Raw genomic sequence first — 18,392 nt, forward strand, 5'->3', positions numbered from 1 at the left:
AAGGGATAAATTAAAGGGTGATAATTTTGTACAAAATAATGATTGTAGAAGATGATATGACAATTTCTAAATTAATATCTAAACATCTAGAAAAATGGAATTATAAAACAAAATATATTGAAGACTTTAACAATGTAATAGAAGAATTTATGAGCTTTGAACCTCAGTTAGTATTACTTGATATTTCATTACCTTTTTACAATGGATATCATTGGTGTAGTGAAATAAGAAAATTATCTAAAGTTCCAATTATATTTATATCTTCTACAAGTGATAATATGAATATAGTAATGGCAATGGATATAGGGGCAGATGATTTTATTATAAAGCCTTTTGACTTAAGTGTTTTAATAGCTAAAATTAATGCATTAATGAGAAGAACATATGCATTTAGAGGCCAAGTTGATTATTTAGAACATAATGGAGTTTTTCTTAATTTAAATAATACAATTGTTACTTACAAAGATAAAAAAATTGAACTTACTAAAAATGATTTTAAGATTATGCAAATTCTTATGGAAAATAAAGGAGAAGTAGTATCTAGAAGTAAGATTATGAATCGATTATGGGAAAGTGATAGTTTTATTGATGATAATACTCTAACAGTTAATATAACTAGGCTAAGAAAAAAATTAGAAACAATAGGAATATATAATTTTATAAAAACTAAAAAAGGATTAGGATATGTGGTGGATTGAATCATGAATATTAAAAATGTTATATTTTCATATTTTAAAGAAAAAATCAGTTATATAGGAACATATATTATATTTATCTTTATTTTTTCTATAGTTTTTTATCTTTATTCTCTGCCCTTAGAAACAATTATGTATGCTACTCTTTTATGCGCTTTTTTCTCTATAATATTTACTATAGTAGGGTTATATAAATATTATCAAAAAGATAAAAAGCTGCAAGATATAAAATATAATATTTCTCATACTATAGATGGCTTACCAGACTATCAGAGCTTACTAGAAAAAGATTACCAAAATATAATCAAAACTTTATATAAAAATAAAATAGATTTAATTTTAGAAAGAGATAAGAAGCATACAGATTTAATCGAATATTTCACACTATGGACTCATCAAATTAAAACACCTATTTCTGCATCTCATTTAATACTAGAATCTAAAAACAGTGATATAAATGAAGATATAGAAAAACAACTTTTTGAAATAGAAGAATATGTAGATATGGCACTTCAATATTTAAGATTAGAAAATATATCATCCGATTTAAAACTAGAAGAATATTCACTTTTAAGCATTGTAAAAAAATCAATTAAATCTTATTCTAAAATATTTATTTATAAAAACATAAAATTAAACCTTAAAGAAAATGATATTAAGGTTATAACAGATGAAAAATGGTTATTATTTGTTATAAAACAAATTATTTCAAATGCTTTAAAATACACTCATAAAGGTGAAATATATATTGAAATTGATAATAAAAAAGTTTTAACTATAGAAGATACGGGAATTGGAATAAGCAAAGAAGATATATCAAGAATATTTGAAAGAGGTTTTACAGGATATAATGGTAGAATGAATAAAAAATCTACTGGATTAGGATTGTATTTATCTAAAAATATATTAGATAAGCTTAATCATAAAATATCAATTATTTCTGAAATAGGTATAGGAACAACAGTAAAAATAGACTTATCCTCTGTAAAATTAGAAATAGAATAGCAACCTTACATTAATGTAAGGTTAAAATGAGAAATGTAAGCTGAAACTAAGGCAAAACATTTCTCATTTTATTATACTTAATGTAGAATAAAATATATGGAGGAATAGATATGGAAATTTTAACAGCTAAAAATTTAAAAAAGATTTATACTACCAGATTTGGAGGAAATAAAGTTGAAGCTTTATCAAATATTTCATTTTCAGTAGAAGAAGGTGAATATGTTGCTATAATGGGAGAATCTGGCTCAGGTAAGACTACATTGCTAAATATATTAGCTTCTTTAGATAAACCAACTAGTGGGGAAGTTTTATTAAAGGGAGATAATATCTCATCTATGAAAGAAAAAAAACTTGCAACATTTAGACGAGAACATTTAGGATTTGTATTTCAAGATTTCAATCTATTAGATACATTTTCACTAAAAGATAATATATTTTTACCATTAGTTTTGTCTGGAAAGAATTATAAAGATATGAATGATAGATTGATTCCTATTGCTAAAAATTTAGGTATAAGTCATTTACTAAATAAATTTCCTTATGAAGTTTCAGGAGGAGAGAAACAAAGAACAGCAGTTGCAAGAGCACTTATTACAGGTCCAGATATTGTTTTAGCAGATGAACCTACAGGAGCTCTGGATTCTAAGTCAACAGGTCAGTTGTTAGATATATTTTCAGATATAAATGATAAAGGACAAACAATCTTTATGGTAACTCATAGTACTAAGTCAGCTAGTCATGCAAAAAGAGTATTATTTATAAAAGATGGAGAAATTTTTCATCAAATTTATAGAGGAGAACTTACAAATGCACAGATGTATGAAAAAATTTCTAATACATTAACTCTTATTGCAACTGGAGGTAATAGAAATGAATAAAGTATTTTATTCTAAATTAGCAATAAATAATATAAAAAAGAATAAAAACACTTATTTTCCTTATATATTATCTTCAATAATAATAATTTCTCTTTTTTATATTCTTCATGCTATAACTATACAAATGAGTAGTGGTAAATTTTTAGGTTATGAGAGTATGAAAACAATTTTAAATTTTGGTGTAATAACTATAGGTATTTTTTCTTTGATATTTATATTTTACACAAATAGTTTTCTTATTAAAAGAAGAAAAAATGAATTAGGATTATATAGTGTGTTAGGGATGGAAAAAAAGCATATTGGTAAAGTGATAGCGTTAGAAGCTATATATTCAGGAGTAGTATCACTAATATTAGGTATATTATTAGGGGTACTATTTGGAAGATTAATGTTTGCATTTTTGCTTAATATATTAAATTTAAGTACTTCAATTAAATTTATCCTTCCTTTAAAATCAATTATTATAACATGTATTTTATATATTGGTACTTTTACTCTAATTATAATATATAATTTAATAAAAGTTTACACTACAAATCCCATTGATTTAATTAAGGGAAGTAAAAAAGGAGAGAGTGAACCTAAGTCTAGATGGATAATAGGTATAATTGGAGTTATATTATTATTAACTGGTTATTATATATCATTAAGTATAGATAATCCTATTGCATCTATAAATAATTTTTTTATTGCAATAATTCTTGTAATGATTGCAACGTATTTATTATTTACGTCAGGTAGTATTATTTTTCTTAAATTATTAAAGAAAAACAAAAAATATTACTACAATAAAAAACATTTTATTTCTGTTTCTAATATGATCTATAGAATGAAACAAAATGCAATGGGACTTGCAAATATAAGCATACTAAGTATAGCAGTATTATTAACATTATCTTCTACTATTTCTTTATATGTAGGAATTGAAGATAGCTTACGTACACGTTATCCTTATGACGTTTTAACTGGTTATAAAGATAATGAAATAAATAATGATAACATAGAAGAAATTGCATTAAATGTATCTAAAGATAATTATTTAAATATAGAAAAAATAGTAAAATATAATGTTTTAGGAACTGTTGGTACTTTAAAAGAGAATAATATAACAGCTAGAAAAGAATCAGAAAAAATGTCTTTAAAAGATTTATATGAAGTTGAGATATTATCACTAGAAGATTATAATAAATATAAGGATAAAAATATAAAGTTAGGTGAAAATCAAGTTTTAGTTAGTGATAATACTGGTAAATTTAATTATAATACTTTAAATTTATATGGTACTAAATTTAAAATAAAGAATCAAGTTGATGATATTGACTTTTTAAGTAGCATGAATATATTTGACAAAATTAGTATCATAGTAAAAGATAATGAAAAGTTAGAAGAATTGTCAAAATTAATTTCACAAAAAGAAAAAAAAGAAGTTCCTATTTCTTATAACTATAATTTAAATTTAGAAGGAAAAAGGGATGATAAAATTAAATTTGTTTCTGAATTTAAAAACAAATTACATTCAAATATTTCAAAAGATATAGCAATAGAGGATATATATACAAGTAGAGATGACTTTTTATCTATATATGGAAGTTTCTTTTTTATTGGTTTGTTTTTAGGAATAGTGTTTTTAGTTGCAACTGCATTAATAATTTATTATAAGCAAATTACTGAAGGATATGATGATCATGATAGATTTATAATAATGCAAAAGGTTGGTATGAGTAAAGATGAAATTAAGTATACAATTAAAAATCAAGTAGTAAAAATATTTTTCTTACCAATTTTAGTTGCGATAGTTCATCTTATTGTAGCATTTCCAGCAGTTATAGAAATACTTGGTTTATTTAATCTTACAAATGAAAAGTTATTTATGTTATTTACAGGACTAACAATATTAATATTTACTATTATTTATGGCATAGTTTATTTATGGACTTCAAAAGTATATTATAAAATTGTAAATGAATAAAGCTTAACATTTAAAAATATGGGTATAATTTATACCCATATTTTTAAATTAATTTTATGATAAAAATTATATATAATAGGGTAGGATAAAGATAAATACAAAAGTTAAAGGAGAATAAGGAATGAAAAAGTATATATCAGAAATAAAACCACCAAAAGTAAGTATTGCTCCTATGGTAGATAGAACAGATAGACATTTTAGATATTTTGCTAGACTTTTAACGAAAAGAGCTTTATTATACACGGAAATGACAACTGCACAAGCTATAATACATGGAGATAGAAATATGTTATTAGATTTTGATGTTGTTGAAAGACCTTTAGCACTACAAATTGCAGGATGTGATGCAAAGAATATAGGGAAGGCAGTGAAGATAGCTGAGGATTGGGATTATGATGAAATTAATCTTAATATAGGTTGTCCATCAGATAGAATATCAGGAAATGATATGGGGGCATCTCTTATGGCATATCCTGAATTAGTGAGAGATATAGTAAAAGAAACTAGAAGAAATACAAACAAACCTATAACAGTAAAACATAGAATAGGTATAGATGGGAAGGGAATATTACCTGATAGTTTTGAAAGGACATTATTAGATAAATATGAAGATTTAAAGAATTTTGTAGATATAGTAGGGCAGTCAAAAGTAGATAGGTTTATAGTTCATGCTAGAATTGCCATATTAGCTGGTCTAAGCCCTAAAGAAAATAGAGAAGTACCACCTATTAGATATGAGGATGTATATAAATTAAAAAGAGATTACCCTCATTTGAATATAGAAATAAATGGCGGAATTAAAACAATAAAAGAAATAGAAAATCATCTTAATCATGTTGATGGGGTGATGATTGGAAGATCAGCATATGATACGCCATTTATATTAGCAGAAGTTGATAAATTTTTCGAAGGTGGGAAGGTAAATAATATTTCAAGAAGAGAAGTTATTGAAGGACTTATGCAATATTTATCAAATCTAGACACTAATACAAAACCTCATAATGTATTAAAACATACAATGGGACTTTTCCACGGTGTTAAAGGAAGTAAAAGGTGGAGACAAATAATAATTCCACCTTGGGATAAAGATGTAGTAGACATATTAAAAGCATCCTTAGAAACATTACCAAAAGAAACATTAGATGCTAGACCTATGTTTTAGTTTCTAATTATTATAAAAGTCATATAAACAATGTACAGTATAGACAGAAAAGCACCCTCATATCTATTAGATGTTTTTTTAGTTGCAGCTATTACATAAGCTATTAATGTAGCAACAAATAAGAAAATAATATCAGTAAATATTTTACTTTCTATTATTATTGGATTAATAACAGAAGATACACCTAGAACAAATAATATATTAAATAGATTAGAGCCTATTGCATTACCTAAAGCAATATCACTTTCTCCTTTGTAAGCAGCAACAATTGAAGTTACTAATTCTGGTAGAGATGTGCCTATTGCTATGAATGTAAGTCCTACTAAACTTTTACTCATTCCTAATTGGATAGCTATATTTGAGCTTGATGTAACAACAAGATCAGAACCTATAATTATACCTATTAATCCAATTATACCAATAGCTAAACTTTTTATAATAGGTGCATTTTGGATTTCATCATTAGAACTATTAATTTCTGTTTCTCTTGATAAAAAGGCCATTTCTACTAAATAATATATAAATATTGCAAAAATAGAAATTAGAATAAGTCCATCACCTTTAGATATTGAATTTACTGTATTATCCTGTAAATTTATATCGTTTCCTAAAATATAAAGTACTGTAGTTGCTAATATCATGAAAGGGAATTCTTTCAAAATTGTTTTAATATTAATTTTAATAGGTTTTATGACAGAAGCAACCCCTACAACAAGCAAGATATTAAATATATTTGACCCAACTACATTACCTAAAGCTATTTCATTAGAATTATTTAGAGCAGCATTTATACTAACTGCTGCTTCGGGAGCACTAGTACCAAATGCTACAATTGTTAATCCAATTAATAGAGAAGGGACTTTTAATTTTTTAGCTACAGAAGAAGCTCCATCTACAAAAAAGTCAGCTCCTTTAATAAGTAAACCAAAACCAAGTAATAATAATAAATAATTCATTTCTATACCTCCTAAATATATTATTGTTCACATATATATAATAAATACAAAAAAGCAAGACTTTTAGTTAGCGTATTTATGTAAATACGCTAACTAAAAGTCTTGCTACTTTAATAATAAAAGTAAATAGATCCAGGCTCTGCCGTATTGTTGAATCTATTTTTTATGCTACTCCCTTTTAGTTGTAAAATAATAATAGCATATTTATTAATATTAAACAATTATTTTATAATAAAAATATTAATAAATAAATTTAAAGATAATAATAAGAAATTTAAATAAATCATATAAAAAAGAATACTTAGAAATTAGTTTTTATTACAATATTTTTTCTAAGTATTCTTTATTTTAGTCTATAAATTTTCTTATTCTATCTGAAACTATATCAGCAAACCATACCAAACATATATAGCATATTAATAACAGAGTTATTTCTGTGTAATGAAAGAAACTCATATTTAGTTTAAACTCTTGACCTAAACCTCCTGCTCCAACAAAACCTACTACTATTGTGGTACGTAAAATTACTTCCCATCTATATATTATATAAGTCATAAATTTCTTTGTTACAGATGGTATAATTCCATAGAATAACTGCTCTATACTATTTGCACCAGTTGTAGAAAGATTTTTTAAAGGTTTTAATTTTAAATCTTCAATTATTTCTGCACAGAGCTTACCAAGTATCCCAAAGTTGTGAAGAGCTAATGCTATAGCCCCGGGAAGTATTCCAGGTTTAAATATAAAAATAAGAATCATTGCCCATATTAGCTCAGGGATGGATCTAGAAATGATATATGTTATTCTAATTATTCTAAACAAAATTTTATTATACCATTTTCCACCAATTCCTATAGATCCATTAGCAATATTATTAGCAGCAGGAATAACTGTAATGAAAACTGCAAGAGTTGCAAATCCTATAGCTAATATACTCATTTTTAAGGTGTCAAAAGTTAATATTAATACATGCTTGATATATGAAATATCTAAATATGCTTTATTTTTATTTATACCTAATAAATCTGCTACAAATTTTTTTGCATAAGTATAATTTTCATAGGAGAAAAAAGAAAATAAATTTGCATTTTCTACTTTAAATATAAAAATCCATGAACTAAAAAATAATATAGCCATAATAATATATGAAAATTTTAAAAATTTAGGTTCTCCTGAAATAATACTTTTTCTAATGTTGTTACTCCAAATGTCTACTACTGTTACTAATAATACTAGAAAGAATACAAATGTCCACATTTCGTTATACTCTAAATCTGATAAAGATAATTGAATTTGATAGCCAAGACCTCCAAGACCTATAAAGCTCATAATAGCAGAAGATCGAATAGCACATTCAAATCTATACATTGTATAACTTATCATATCTAATTTTACTATTGGTAAATAACCATAAAATAGAGTTTGAACTTTTGATGCACCACTTACTTCTAAATTTTTAATAGGATTTTTAGAAACATCTTTAAGCATGTCAGCAAATATGCGACCTAAAGTTCCTCCATAAGAAATAGTAATAGCAAATATAGCAGAAAAAGGATTAAGGCCAAATGCAGCTACAAATAACCATGCCCAAATAAGTTCATGAATAGATCTAAAGAAACCTAATATTCTTCTAAATATGTTCATATAAAATGATTTATATTTAGATTTTTTAAAAAGAATACCTGATGCTAAAACACCAAATATAAATCCTATTATTATAGCAAATGTTATTCCACCTACAGCATATACTAGTGTTCTCCATGTGGAAATTATGCTAAGCTTTAGTATTTCAATAGATAAGTCAGGAGAAAATAAAGATTTTATTAATTGTATAAGAGTTTCTTTTCCTCCTGAATGAATAAGTTCTTTACTCCATTCTATTGAAAATAAACTTAAGAAAAAAAATATAAACAATGATAAGTTAATAAATGGTTTTCTATATAAGTTTAAATCTTTTTTTATATCATTCATTGTTATTTACCTTCTTCAATGAATATAGTTCTGTTAATAGACCTTCATTTAATTTATTTACAGGTAAATCAAAAAATAATTCTCCATTTCTTAATCCAATAACTCTATCAAAATATTTTTTTGCATATTTTATAGAATGTATACTTGTGATTAAAGTTTTATTGTTTTCTTTAGCAAGGGATATAAGTAATGATAATACATCTTCAGCCCTTGTTGGGTCAAGAGAAGATACTGGTTCATCTGCAAGGATTATATTAGGATTTTGAACTAATAATCTTGCAAGTGCAACCCTTTGTTGTTGTCCACCTGATAAAGTACTTGTTTTATCAAATAATTTTTCTTCTATACCTACTCTTTTTAGAGTATTAACTGCTAACTTCTTTTCCTGAGGGATTATTAAAGATAACAGTGACTTTAATATATTCCACTCGTTTAATCTTCCTGCTAATACATTATTTATAACAGTAAGTTCATCAATTAAATCAAATTGTTGTCTTATCATACCTACTTCTTTTGCATATAATTTATTTGATTTGTAATCTTTGATATTAGTATTTTCTATGAATATGTCACCAGTATTTGCAGTTTCTATTTTACTTAATAGATTTAACAGTGTAGTTTTTCCTGAACCACTAGGACCAATTAATGCAACTAATTCGCCTTTATTTATATTAAAAGAAAGGGAAGATAAAGCAATATTCCCTTTAAATTTTTTTGTGATATTTTTAAACTTTATAATTCTATTTGATGTCATAACTAATTCAACCTTATTTAATTATGCCTAATTTTTCAGCCACTTCTTTTATAGCTTTATAATTTTCATTTTTAGTTTCAATAAATTTTTCTGATTCAAATAATTCCATTATTTCTTTTTGATCTTCATCAATAGAAAGAAGAGCATTTTTAACTTTTTCTTTTGTTCCTTTACCAAAATCCTCATCTACATTATTTATTGTCCAATTATAATCATAATAAGCTGGAGTGGTATAAAATACTTCTACTTTATTTAAATCTACCTTATTTTCTTCTACAGCTGCTTCCCATACAGCTTCATTTAATGCACCTGTATCAAATGTACCTGATTCAACAAGTTTCCAAGTTTTATCATGGGAACCAGAATAATTTGCTTCTCCATCGAAATCTTTATCTGGATCTATTCCTTGTTCCACTAAAAAATGTCTAGGCATTAAATGACCTGATGTTGAACTTTCACTTCCAAAAGTAAAACTATATCCTTTTATATCAGATAATTCTTTTAATCCTAAATCTTTTTGTGCAATAAATACAGAGTGAAATTCTTCATCTCTTGGTCTTTGAGCTATAGCTTCAGCACCTTCTACAGAGTTTCTAGCTTGTACACCTGTTAGCCCTCCGAACCAACCTAATTGAATTTCTCCTCTTTCAAATGCAGTTACTAATGCAGAATAATCTACTGTAGGAACATACTCTACATTGAGACCAGTTTCATCAGAAATATACTTAGCTAAATCTTCAAAACGTCTATTTAGCTTTGATGTATTTTGATCTGGTATAGCTCCTATTTTAAAAACTTTATCATCATTACTTTTATTACTTTCATTGCTTGTATCACTATCCCCACAAGCAGTAATAGAAATTGTAGTTAATAAAACTAATAGTATTATAATAATCTTTTTCATAATAACCTCCTCATAAAATATAATTAACATATATTATTCTACAGTAAACCTATCGGAATTGTCTAATTTATATTATCTATAGAACATATTTTTATATAGATAAATTTTATAATATTATTTAATTTTTTATAATTATCGAAAAAGTATATAATATATATAAGGAGTGATTATATGTCAAATTTATTGGAACCACTAAATATAAAAAATATAAAACTTAAAAATCGTTTAGTTATGCCACCTATGGCTACAGGTAAGTCAGAAGACGATGGGAAAATTAGTAAAGAAATAATTGATTATTATGATGAAAAATCAAAAGGCAGTTACATATCATTAATAATAATTGAGCATAGTTACATTTCTCAACAAGGTAAAGCAAGTGATAATCAGCTTTCAATTTCTGATGATATGGTAATAGATGGTCTTAGAAACTTATCAAATGTTATTCATGAAAATGGTTCGAAAGCAGTTATGCAAATTAATCATGCAGGTAGCGCATCTAAAAAGAGTGTAACAGGAATGAATATAGTAGGACCTTCAGCTATAGCTCATCCTAGAAGTGAATTAGTTCCTAATGAACTTACTAAAGATGAAATAAAAGAAATAATAAAAGATTTTAAAGATGCTGCAGTAAGAGTTAAAAAGGCTGGTTTTGATGGTGTAGAAATCCATTCAGCCCATGGATATTTGTTAAGTCAATTTCTGTCACCAATTACCAATAAAAGACAAGATGAATATGGTGGTGATTTAAAATCAAGGATTAAAATTCATCTAGAAATTATTGATGAAGTTAAAAAATCAGTAGGAGAAGACTTTCTACTTTTACTTAGATTAGGTGCTTCAGATTATATGGAAGGTGGAGTAACTCTAGATGAAAGTTTAATTGCTTCAAAAGAGTTTGAAAAAGCAGGTATAGATATTTTGGATATATCAGGAGGATTTAATGGATATGGTGTGGAGAACAAAGAGGTACAAGGTTATTTTTCGCCACTTACTGAGGAAATAAAGAAAGTTGTAAATATTCCAGTTATATTGACAGGTGGTATAACTGATATTAAAGCAGCAGATAAGTTGTTAAAAGAAGATAAAGCTGACTTAATAGGAGTAGGTAGAGCTATATTAAAAGATTCTAGTTGGGCAAAAAATGGAATACAAAGTTTAAAATAAGATTGTGTTTTTACACAATCTTATTTTTTATAACTATCTGGACTTTTAAGTTCTAAATTCTCATCTATGTTTAGTTCTTTTCTTTGATTATTAAATTCTTCATATTCAGTAGGACCATATATTTGTTGAGTATTAGAATTGATAATCCAATAGACCTTTTTCTCTTCTTTTCCTAATTGTATTCTTTCAATTTGCTCTGCTAATATGAAATTTTCATTCCAAGAAACTTTTGAAATATTTTCAAGTATTATTTTCTTTTTTTCTTCATTTTCATTTGAATTATTTGACTTAATAGCTATTCCAACAATATCATCATTTGACTTATATAAGAAGAAATCATCTACTAAATCATATGAGTACTTTAATTCTTCAGGAGTATCAGTTTGAGCACAACCTGAAATACTAAACATTGTTGTGATTAAAATTATAAAAAAAATCTTTTTAGTTTTCATTCTAAAACCTCCTCCAACTAATTATATCACTAAATGTAAGTTTTTAAATTATTTTTAAATATTATATCAAAATTAAAGTGAAATATATTATATTTAAAAGGAAATTTAATATTTAATTTTCATTTGAAGAAGGATTTATAAAATATATGTAGAATATCAGTATGTGGAAATATATTCTATAAATATTTAAGAAAGGAGAATTTATAAAATTTAATTAGATAGTTAATGGGGGCATAATGATGAATATTAGACATACATTTGTAGGGAAAATTATATTATTATTATTAATTATTATTATAGTAACAATGATCTTTGTAGGCAATTTTACATATTTTATAATAAAAAAAGGTATTACAGAGCAAATGAAAAATGATGGAAATGTGTTAGTAAATTCCATAAAAAGAGAAATTGAAAACTATGACATAAGTTCATTAGGAGAAATACAAAAGATATTTTTTGATACAACTAAAAATAGTAATGGTGCAATAAATTATATTTCACTTTCAAATAATGAAGGAGAATTAATTGTAACAGATAAAGAGATTATAGGAGACAAAGATGGAGTTAGTAGTGCTTCTGTAAAAACTGAAGATAATAAAGAAGCAGATCAAGATATAATGGTAGATGTAGATGGTAAAGATTCAGTATATAATATTTCTGAGCCATTATCTAATGGAAATGCTATTCTTAATGTAGGCTTGTCTTTAGAAAGTATGAATAATCAAATTAATAATGCAATAAAAACCATTATTGTTGCAAGTATAATCGTTATATTATGCGTAATAGTTATAGGCTTTTTTGCATCAAAAATTTTAGTTAAAGGTTTAAATAATACTATGAAAGGATTAAATATTTTATCTACTGGAGATTTAACAGTAGAATTTAAGAATAATGGTAAAGATGAATTTTCTAAGTTAGATAGAACATTAAATAACTTTACTAAGTCTTTAAAAAGTATAATAAGTAAAACTATTATAGCAATAAAGGAATTTGGAAATATAGCAAATACATTAAATGATACAAGTAGTGAAATAAGTGCTACTACTACATCTGTAGAAAACAAATCTCAAGACATATTCGATATACTCTTAAACCAAAAGCATATAATAGATGATATGGAAGAGACATTTAAAATATTTAATAAATTAGTAAAAGATATTGAAGTTAAAACATCAGATGTAGAAAGTAGTAATGAAAAGATATTATTAGCTTCAATAGCTGGCAATAATCAGCTTGAAGATTCTGTTATAGCTATGGATGAAGTTAAATCAACATTTGATATTGGAACAAGTCAAATACAAGTATTAAATGAAAATGTTGAAAATATAGTTGAAATTACTGATTTAATAAATAGTATAGCAGAAAAGACAAATCTATTATCTTTAAATGCTTCTATTGAAGCAGCTAGAGCTGGAGAATCAGGTAAAGGCTTTGCAGTAGTTGCAGATGAAATAAAAAAATTAGCACAGCAAGTTATAATAGCATCTAAAGATATTGATGGTTCTATTAATTATATGAAGGACATAGTTTTTAAAGTTACAGAAAGTAATGACATAATCTCTCAAAAGATTATTAATCAAAAAAAATTTATAAATGATACAGTAAATGCATTTAATAATATTAAAAATGAAGTTGACAACACTACTATGCAATTAAATACATTGTCAAAATCTATATTAGAAATTGATTCAAGAAAAGGTGATATTTTAAGTAAAATTAAAGAAGCATCAGATGTATCAAAAACTGCTTCTCACTCAGGAGAAACAATTAGAAATTCAATACTTGAACAACAAGAACAAGTAAATCAATTTAACATGGTAGCTTCTAGTATAGAAAGTATATCTACTCAATTAAAAGAAAGTATTTCAGAATTTAAACTGAAATAAAATGGAGACAATTTTTATTGTCTCCATTTCATATATTTCTTCTCAATAAGAGCTACTCCTTGATACATTACAGCTGCTAATATTGCAAGAATCATTACACTCATCATAACTAAATCTAATTTAAATATTTGTCCACCATATACTATTAAATATCCAATACCAGCTTTAGATACAAGAAACTCACCAACTATAACACCTACCCATGAAAGTCCAATATTTATTTTAAGCGAATTTATCATAGATGGTACACTTGATGGAATTATAAGTTTTCTTAAAATCTGAAACTTTGTTGCTCCAAATGTTTTAAGCATTTTTACCTTTTCAGAATCTACTTCTACAAAACCACTGTAAACATTCATTATAGTAACTACAATTGAAATTGATATGGCAGTAACTATTATACCTGAATATCCTGCACCAACCCATAATATTATTATTGGAGCAAGAGCAGTTTTTGGTAGACTATTTAAAACAACTAGATATGGATCTAATACTTTTGATATGAAATCTGACCACCATAATAATATGGCAATAAGAATACCTAATATAGTACCGCCTAAAAATCCTACTATATTTTCCATTAAAGATATTCCAATATGATGAAATAATGATCCATCTTTAACGTAATTTAGAAATAGATTCCACATAGCAGAAGGATAACTAGTTAAAAATGAATCAATAAACTCAAATCTGGCAAGTAGTTCCCATATACCAAAAAAAAGTATAATTATTAAAATTTGAGTGATTCTAATATTTCTTTTTTTCTTTTTAATAGTATTTATATATTTTTTATGCTCATTAGATTGTTCTTTGTTATTTGACATGAATATCTAGCTCCTTCCATATTTTATTGAAATAGTCTTTAAATTCAGGAGCTTCTCTAGATTTCATAGGACTTCTATCACAATTTGGACAAGTGAGATTAATATCTATGATATCTTTAATTTTAGCAGGTCTATTTGTAAGAACTACAACTCTATCTGCCATAGATATAGCTTCTGCTATGTATACATAAAAGTATAAAAAATTAATATTCATAATTAAATGAATAAAATGAAAAAAAGGAAGGGGTTTTGTAGCTGTTTAGAGAATATATTAATTTAAGGTGAAATTAAATAATAAATAAGATATTTTAATGACTGATATTATAATTTAGGAGGAGAAATAGTATGAAATTTGTCGTAATATTTGGACCTCATGCTGTTGGAAAGATGACAGTTGGTCAAGAATTAGCAAAAATAACAGGGCTTAAGCTTTTTCATAATCATATGACTATAGATTTGGTATCTAACTTTTTTAATTTTAATACCTCTCAAGGAAAAAGGTTAGTTAATTTATTTAGACAAGAAATATTTGAAGAGGTTTCTAAAAGTGATTTATATGGAATGATATTTACTTATATGTGGGCTTTTGATGAACAATCAGATTGGGATTATATAAATCATGTTTGTGACGTATTCAAGTCAAGAGGAAGTGATGTTTATTTTGTTGAGCTTGAAGCAGACTTTGATTTGAGAATTAAAAGAAATAAAACCCCAAATAGATTGGCAAATAAACCTACAAAAAGAAATATAGAACAATCAGAAAATCGTTTTAAAGAATTAGAACAAAAATACCGTCTTAATTCTTATGAAGGTGAGATTAATCAAGAAAACTATATGAGGATAAATAATACTAGTATATATCCTGAACAAGTAGCTCAGATGATAAAAGATAAATTTTCTTTATAAGTATAATAACATATTATATAATATGTTATTATACTTATATCGAAAACAAAAAGAGGAGGATAAGCAAAATGGATAGAAATATAATTCTTTATATTGCATCAAGTTTAGATGGATATATTGCAAGGAATAATGGTGAAGTTGATTGGCTGATCGGAAGTAGTGGAGATGAAAATATTGATTTAGGATTCGATAATTTTTATAATTCAATAGATACAGTTGTAATGGGCAGAACTACATATGAACAAGTTATTAATGAATTATCACCTGGCACTTGGGTCTATGAAGGCAAAAAGTGTTATGTAGCAACTACAAGGATAAATGAATCTGATAATAGTAATAGAGTAGAGTTCGTAGTAGATGATGTTACTGGATTTATTAAAAATCTAAAAAAAGAACAGGGGAAAGATATTTGGCTTGTTGGTGGCGGAAAGCTAATTGATCAATTTATAAAAAAAGACATAATAGATAAGTACATTATAACAATAATACCGACAATTTTAGGTGATGGGATTCCACTTTTTATAGGAGAAAATCCAGAAATTAAACTTAAACTTATTGAGACAAGAACAATTGATGGTATGGTTGAACTTACTTATGTTAGAAGATAATATTTTAATATATTCATTATGACAAACTGAGTGGTTTTTTAGTTAGAAAAGTAAGAGGACTTTCATTTAAAGGGGAAAATGAAGTGAAAATTTTAAAACAAGTTTTATTTTCAATAATAACCATTATATTAATTACTATAATGATTTTTATAATTCAGTTATTTTTGAAATCTAATCAAGTGCATATATTTTTATTATTGAGTTTTCTAACGCTATTTATTGTATCTATAGGCATTCTATACAAAAAAATAAAGGTGAAGTTTTTACAAGGAAAATTAGGATCAGTATTATTAATATTTATATTAACATCAATATGTATAAATATTGTTATATTAACCATGTTCAATAAAGGTTTATTAGATATGTTTGGAGAAGAACTTACAGCTAATGAGAAATTGGATTTCTATAAAGAATCATTTGGTAGAGCAATTAAAATAAATGATTATACTAAAAAAATAAATGGATATAGTGAAAGCATGAATAGAGAAGAATTTAGATATATCACTTTTTATTTTAGTGATAAAATAGATAAAAAATATATAGATGCTACTAAGGAATCTCTATCAGAAGCAGAAGATTTAACAGAAAATATACTAGGGAAATTAGAAAAAGAAAGTCTTAAAGTAATACTATATGATAATGTTAAAGAGTTTAAAGAAAATGCAGATACAAGTTACAATATTAATGGGTTATATGATGGTATAGGGACTATACATTTGAATATGAACAAATACAAAAATGTACTAACCATTGATGCCTTTCAAGATATTTTTATCCATGAATATGCTCATTATATATGGGGATTATACATTAAAGAAAATGATATATATGAAAATATTCCAGTGTGGTTTGAAGAAGGTGTAGCAGAATATATAGAGAATAATGGAGTAAGTGTAGAATATTCAATAAGTTTTGAACAAAATATGGAAAAGTTTAAAAAAATGAATACTCGTGAAGATTTTGAAAGTTTGATAGAAAATGAGGATTATAATCCCTATGATCAAAGTTATTATGCAATTGACAGTCTGATAGAGATGAAAGGTAAGAGTATAATTAGTGAAATTCTAAATGAATCAAAAGAAAAAGATTTTTATGGAGCATTTTTTATAGCTACTGGGATGGAAATTGAAGAATTTCAGAATGTTTTTATGCCAGTATATATAGATAATTATGAGTAGTTAATATCTGATAAATGTGACAAATAATAATTTATAAATAGTTTTTATTAAAAGTTCTAAAGTTATAATTAGTTATTTTAATTTTGTGAATCTATGAAAAGAGAGGTGTGCATGATTAAACCAAATATAAATTTATTTTTAAATAATAATCCAAGTTGTTATACTAAACTTGAAAATATAGCTAAGAAACAGGTATGGAATATGAAAAATAAACCTTATATTTATATTGATGGGATAGGATTTGAGAATGGCAGTAAAAGGTTAAAAGTGATATTTAAAGGCCAAATAATATTTAATGATAAAATTGATATTATAGATAATTATTTTGAATTGAAGATAACATTACAAAGACCATTAAATAATCCAAATGAAATAATAGTTGATATAGATGATGTAGAATATAATATAGATATTAATCTAAAGAAATTGTATGGAAATGTAAAGTATTTTAATGGACAACCAGTTAAAAATCCTGTTATTAGTGTTACTAAAGAAGATATTGTAACCATTGGAGATGAAAGAGGAAACTATGAAATATATTTATCTGAAAATGTAAAGCAGATTGGAATATTTGAAAAAAATTATTCTAAAGAAACATTGGAAGCTTGGATTTATAATATTAATATAGAGGAAGATTGTAATTTAGAAATACAAATAGATCAAATGGAAGTATATGGAATTCATATGTGGGATGGGCAAGTGAGTGACTATATACACTTTACTCCTATGTCTTTAAATAGAACTAAGAAGGGAATAAAAGACAACTTAGGCAATGAATTAGATCTCTTAAAGGATAAAAATATTTGGCCTAAATTAAATGAAGAAAGTATTAGAATTTTTGCAGATAATGAACCTTTAGAAATTTTATCAATAACTGAAGTTCCAGATTTTTTAGGAGAAATTGAAAAAGAAAGATATTATAGATCTAGTTATATCCTCTCAATTCCTAAAGGGAATAAAGGAAAAGTTATAAAAATCCAAATTCAACATATTATTAATATAAATAATAATGAAATTGTTGAAAAAGGAGAAGGATATTATATTTGGAATTAATAATTTTGATATATAATTAAAGATGAC

General features: G+C 25.4%; 17 protein-coding genes and 1 pseudogene. 11 read left to right on the forward strand and 7 right to left on the reverse strand.

Features of this window, described 5'->3' with window-relative positions:
- Positions 1-26 precede the first annotated feature (26 nt).
- From E0D94_RS06060 to dusA, 5 genes are all read left to right on the forward strand, one after another.
- Entirely contained in the window at positions 27-698 is a 672-nt protein-coding gene (locus tag E0D94_RS06060) for a response regulator transcription factor (protein ID WP_130806388.1), read from the forward strand.
- A 3-nt stretch (positions 699-701) separates the two neighbouring features.
- Positions 702-1,700, forward strand: a complete 999-nt coding sequence (locus E0D94_RS06065; RefSeq protein WP_130806389.1) for a sensor histidine kinase — start codon at positions 702-704, stop codon at positions 1,698-1,700.
- Between the two features lie 110 nt (positions 1,701-1,810).
- Positions 1,811-2,578: an ABC transporter ATP-binding protein gene (locus E0D94_RS06070; RefSeq protein WP_130806390.1), complete on the forward strand. Its 768-nt coding sequence runs from the start codon at positions 1,811-1,813 to the stop codon at positions 2,576-2,578.
- Positions 2,571-4,547, forward strand: coding sequence for an FtsX-like permease family protein (locus E0D94_RS06075; protein WP_130806391.1), 1,977 nt, complete (start codon positions 2,571-2,573; stop codon positions 4,545-4,547). The genes E0D94_RS06070 and E0D94_RS06075 overlap by 8 nt, the downstream gene beginning before the upstream one ends.
- A gap of 121 nt (positions 4,548-4,668) precedes the next feature.
- Positions 4,669-5,709, forward strand: coding sequence for a tRNA dihydrouridine(20/20a) synthase DusA (dusA, locus tag E0D94_RS06080; protein WP_207289655.1), 1,041 nt, complete (start codon positions 4,669-4,671; stop codon positions 5,707-5,709).
- On the opposite strand, the gene E0D94_RS06085 is transcribed toward dusA, so the two are convergent.
- The 4 genes from E0D94_RS06085 to E0D94_RS06100 all read right to left on the reverse strand — a co-directional run bounded on the left by E0D94_RS06085 (position 5,706) and on the right by E0D94_RS06100 (position 10,294).
- The gene (locus tag E0D94_RS06085) at positions 5,706-6,665 is read right to left on the reverse strand and encodes a calcium/sodium antiporter (protein ID WP_130806392.1); all 960 of its coding nucleotides are present in this window, start codon (positions 6,663-6,665) and stop codon (positions 5,706-5,708) included. The two genes, dusA and E0D94_RS06085, sit on opposite strands and share 4 nt — an antisense overlap.
- Positions 6,666-7,013: 348 nt before the next feature.
- Positions 7,014-8,636 (reverse strand): PhnE/PtxC family ABC transporter permease, encoded by a 1,623-nt coding sequence (locus tag E0D94_RS06090; RefSeq protein WP_130806393.1) that lies wholly within the window; start codon positions 8,634-8,636, stop codon positions 7,014-7,016.
- Entirely contained in the window at positions 8,629-9,390 is a 762-nt protein-coding gene (locus E0D94_RS06095) for a phosphonate ABC transporter ATP-binding protein (protein WP_130806394.1), read from the reverse strand. The genes E0D94_RS06090 and E0D94_RS06095 overlap by 8 nt, the downstream gene beginning before the upstream one ends.
- Before the next feature lie 13 nt (positions 9,391-9,403).
- Complete coding sequence (locus tag E0D94_RS06100) at positions 9,404-10,294, reverse strand: putative selenate ABC transporter substrate-binding protein (RefSeq protein ID WP_130806395.1); 891 nt, start codon at positions 10,292-10,294, stop codon at positions 9,404-9,406.
- Positions 10,295-10,465: 171 nt separating this feature from the next.
- Between E0D94_RS06100 and E0D94_RS06105 the strand changes: the two genes are divergently transcribed.
- On the forward strand, positions 10,466-11,458 hold the full coding sequence (locus E0D94_RS06105) for an NADH:flavin oxidoreductase (protein ID WP_130806396.1): 993 nt from the start codon (positions 10,466-10,468) through the stop codon (positions 11,456-11,458).
- 20 nt (positions 11,459-11,478) lie between these two features.
- On the opposite strand, the gene E0D94_RS06110 is transcribed toward E0D94_RS06105, so the two are convergent.
- The gene (locus E0D94_RS06110; RefSeq protein ID WP_130806397.1) at positions 11,479-11,910 is read right to left on the reverse strand and encodes a DUF3997 domain-containing protein; all 432 of its coding nucleotides are present in this window, start codon (positions 11,908-11,910) and stop codon (positions 11,479-11,481) included.
- 239 nt (positions 11,911-12,149) lie between these two features.
- Between E0D94_RS06110 and E0D94_RS06115 the strand changes: the two genes are divergently transcribed.
- Positions 12,150-13,796 carry a methyl-accepting chemotaxis protein gene (locus tag E0D94_RS06115; RefSeq protein WP_165442882.1) on the forward strand — a complete coding sequence of 549 codons (1,647 nt, stop codon included), beginning with the start codon at positions 12,150-12,152 and terminating at the stop codon, positions 13,794-13,796.
- A gap of 14 nt (positions 13,797-13,810) precedes the next feature.
- On the opposite strand, the gene E0D94_RS06120 is transcribed toward E0D94_RS06115, so the two are convergent.
- Positions 13,811-14,620 (reverse strand): ABC transporter permease, encoded by an 810-nt coding sequence (locus E0D94_RS06120; RefSeq protein ID WP_130806399.1) that lies wholly within the window; start codon positions 14,618-14,620, stop codon positions 13,811-13,813.
- Positions 14,610-14,801, reverse strand: a pseudogene (locus E0D94_RS06125) (spermidine/putrescine ABC transporter ATP-binding protein); the annotation flags it as partial. The pseudogene E0D94_RS06125 and the gene E0D94_RS06120, both read right to left, overlap by 11 nt.
- Positions 14,802-14,965: 164 nt before the next feature.
- Here E0D94_RS06125 and E0D94_RS06130 point away from each other — a divergent pair.
- The 4 genes from E0D94_RS06130 to E0D94_RS06145 all read left to right on the forward strand — a co-directional run bounded on the left by E0D94_RS06130 (position 14,966) and on the right by E0D94_RS06145 (position 18,365).
- Positions 14,966-15,526, forward strand: coding sequence for an AAA family ATPase (locus E0D94_RS06130; protein WP_130806401.1), 561 nt, complete (start codon positions 14,966-14,968; stop codon positions 15,524-15,526).
- Between the two features lie 68 nt (positions 15,527-15,594).
- A complete protein-coding gene (locus E0D94_RS06135; RefSeq protein WP_130806402.1) occupies positions 15,595-16,134 on the forward strand; it encodes a dihydrofolate reductase family protein in 540 nt (179 codons plus the stop codon).
- A 254-nt stretch (positions 16,135-16,388) separates the two neighbouring features.
- Entirely contained in the window at positions 16,389-17,312 is a 924-nt protein-coding gene (locus E0D94_RS06140) for a peptidase MA family metallohydrolase (RefSeq protein WP_165442883.1), read from the forward strand.
- A 111-nt stretch (positions 17,313-17,423) separates the two neighbouring features.
- Entirely contained in the window at positions 17,424-18,365 is a 942-nt protein-coding gene (locus tag E0D94_RS06145) for a hypothetical protein (RefSeq protein WP_130806404.1), read from the forward strand.
- Positions 18,366-18,392: the final 27 nt, after the last annotated feature.

It is taken from the genome of Senegalia massiliensis, from assembly GCF_900626135.1.
In the GTDB taxonomy this organism is placed as follows: domain Bacteria; phylum Bacillota; class Clostridia; order Tissierellales; family SIT17; genus Anaeromonas; species Anaeromonas massiliensis.

Excerpts from the sequence above, each read along its gene's own strand:
- E0D94_RS06100 (WP_130806395.1), bottom strand. The coding sequence starts at position 10,294 with ATGAAAAAGATTATTATAATACTATTAGTTTTATTAACTACAATTTCT.
- E0D94_RS06095 (WP_130806394.1), bottom strand. The coding sequence starts at position 9,390 with ATGACATCAAATAGAATTATAAAGTTTAAAAATATCACAAAAAAATTT.
- E0D94_RS06105 (WP_130806396.1), top strand. The coding sequence starts at position 10,466 with ATGTCAAATTTATTGGAACCACTAAATATAAAAAATATAAAACTTAAA.
- E0D94_RS06135 (WP_130806402.1), top strand. The coding sequence starts at position 15,595 with ATGGATAGAAATATAATTCTTTATATTGCATCAAGTTTAGATGGATAT.
- E0D94_RS06120 (WP_130806399.1), bottom strand. The coding sequence starts at position 14,620 with ATGTCAAATAACAAAGAACAATCTAATGAGCATAAAAAATATATAAAT.
- E0D94_RS06110 (WP_130806397.1), bottom strand. The coding sequence starts at position 11,910 with ATGAAAACTAAAAAGATTTTTTTTATAATTTTAATCACAACAATGTTT.
- E0D94_RS06070 (WP_130806390.1), top strand. The coding sequence starts at position 1,811 with ATGGAAATTTTAACAGCTAAAAATTTAAAAAAGATTTATACTACCAGA.
- E0D94_RS06130 (WP_130806401.1), top strand. The coding sequence starts at position 14,966 with ATGAAATTTGTCGTAATATTTGGACCTCATGCTGTTGGAAAGATGACA.
- E0D94_RS06075 (WP_130806391.1), top strand. The coding sequence starts at position 2,571 with ATGAATAAAGTATTTTATTCTAAATTAGCAATAAATAATATAAAAAAG.
- E0D94_RS06065 (WP_130806389.1), top strand. The coding sequence starts at position 702 with ATGAATATTAAAAATGTTATATTTTCATATTTTAAAGAAAAAATCAGT.
- E0D94_RS06090 (WP_130806393.1), bottom strand. The coding sequence starts at position 8,636 with ATGAATGATATAAAAAAAGATTTAAACTTATATAGAAAACCATTTATT.
- E0D94_RS06085 (WP_130806392.1), bottom strand. The coding sequence starts at position 6,665 with ATGAATTATTTATTATTATTACTTGGTTTTGGTTTACTTATTAAAGGA.
- E0D94_RS06115 (WP_165442882.1), top strand. The coding sequence starts at position 12,150 with ATGAATATTAGACATACATTTGTAGGGAAAATTATATTATTATTATTA.
- dusA (WP_207289655.1), top strand. The coding sequence starts at position 4,669 with ATGAAAAAGTATATATCAGAAATAAAACCACCAAAAGTAAGTATTGCT.
- E0D94_RS06145 (WP_130806404.1), top strand. The coding sequence starts at position 17,424 with ATGATTAAACCAAATATAAATTTATTTTTAAATAATAATCCAAGTTGT.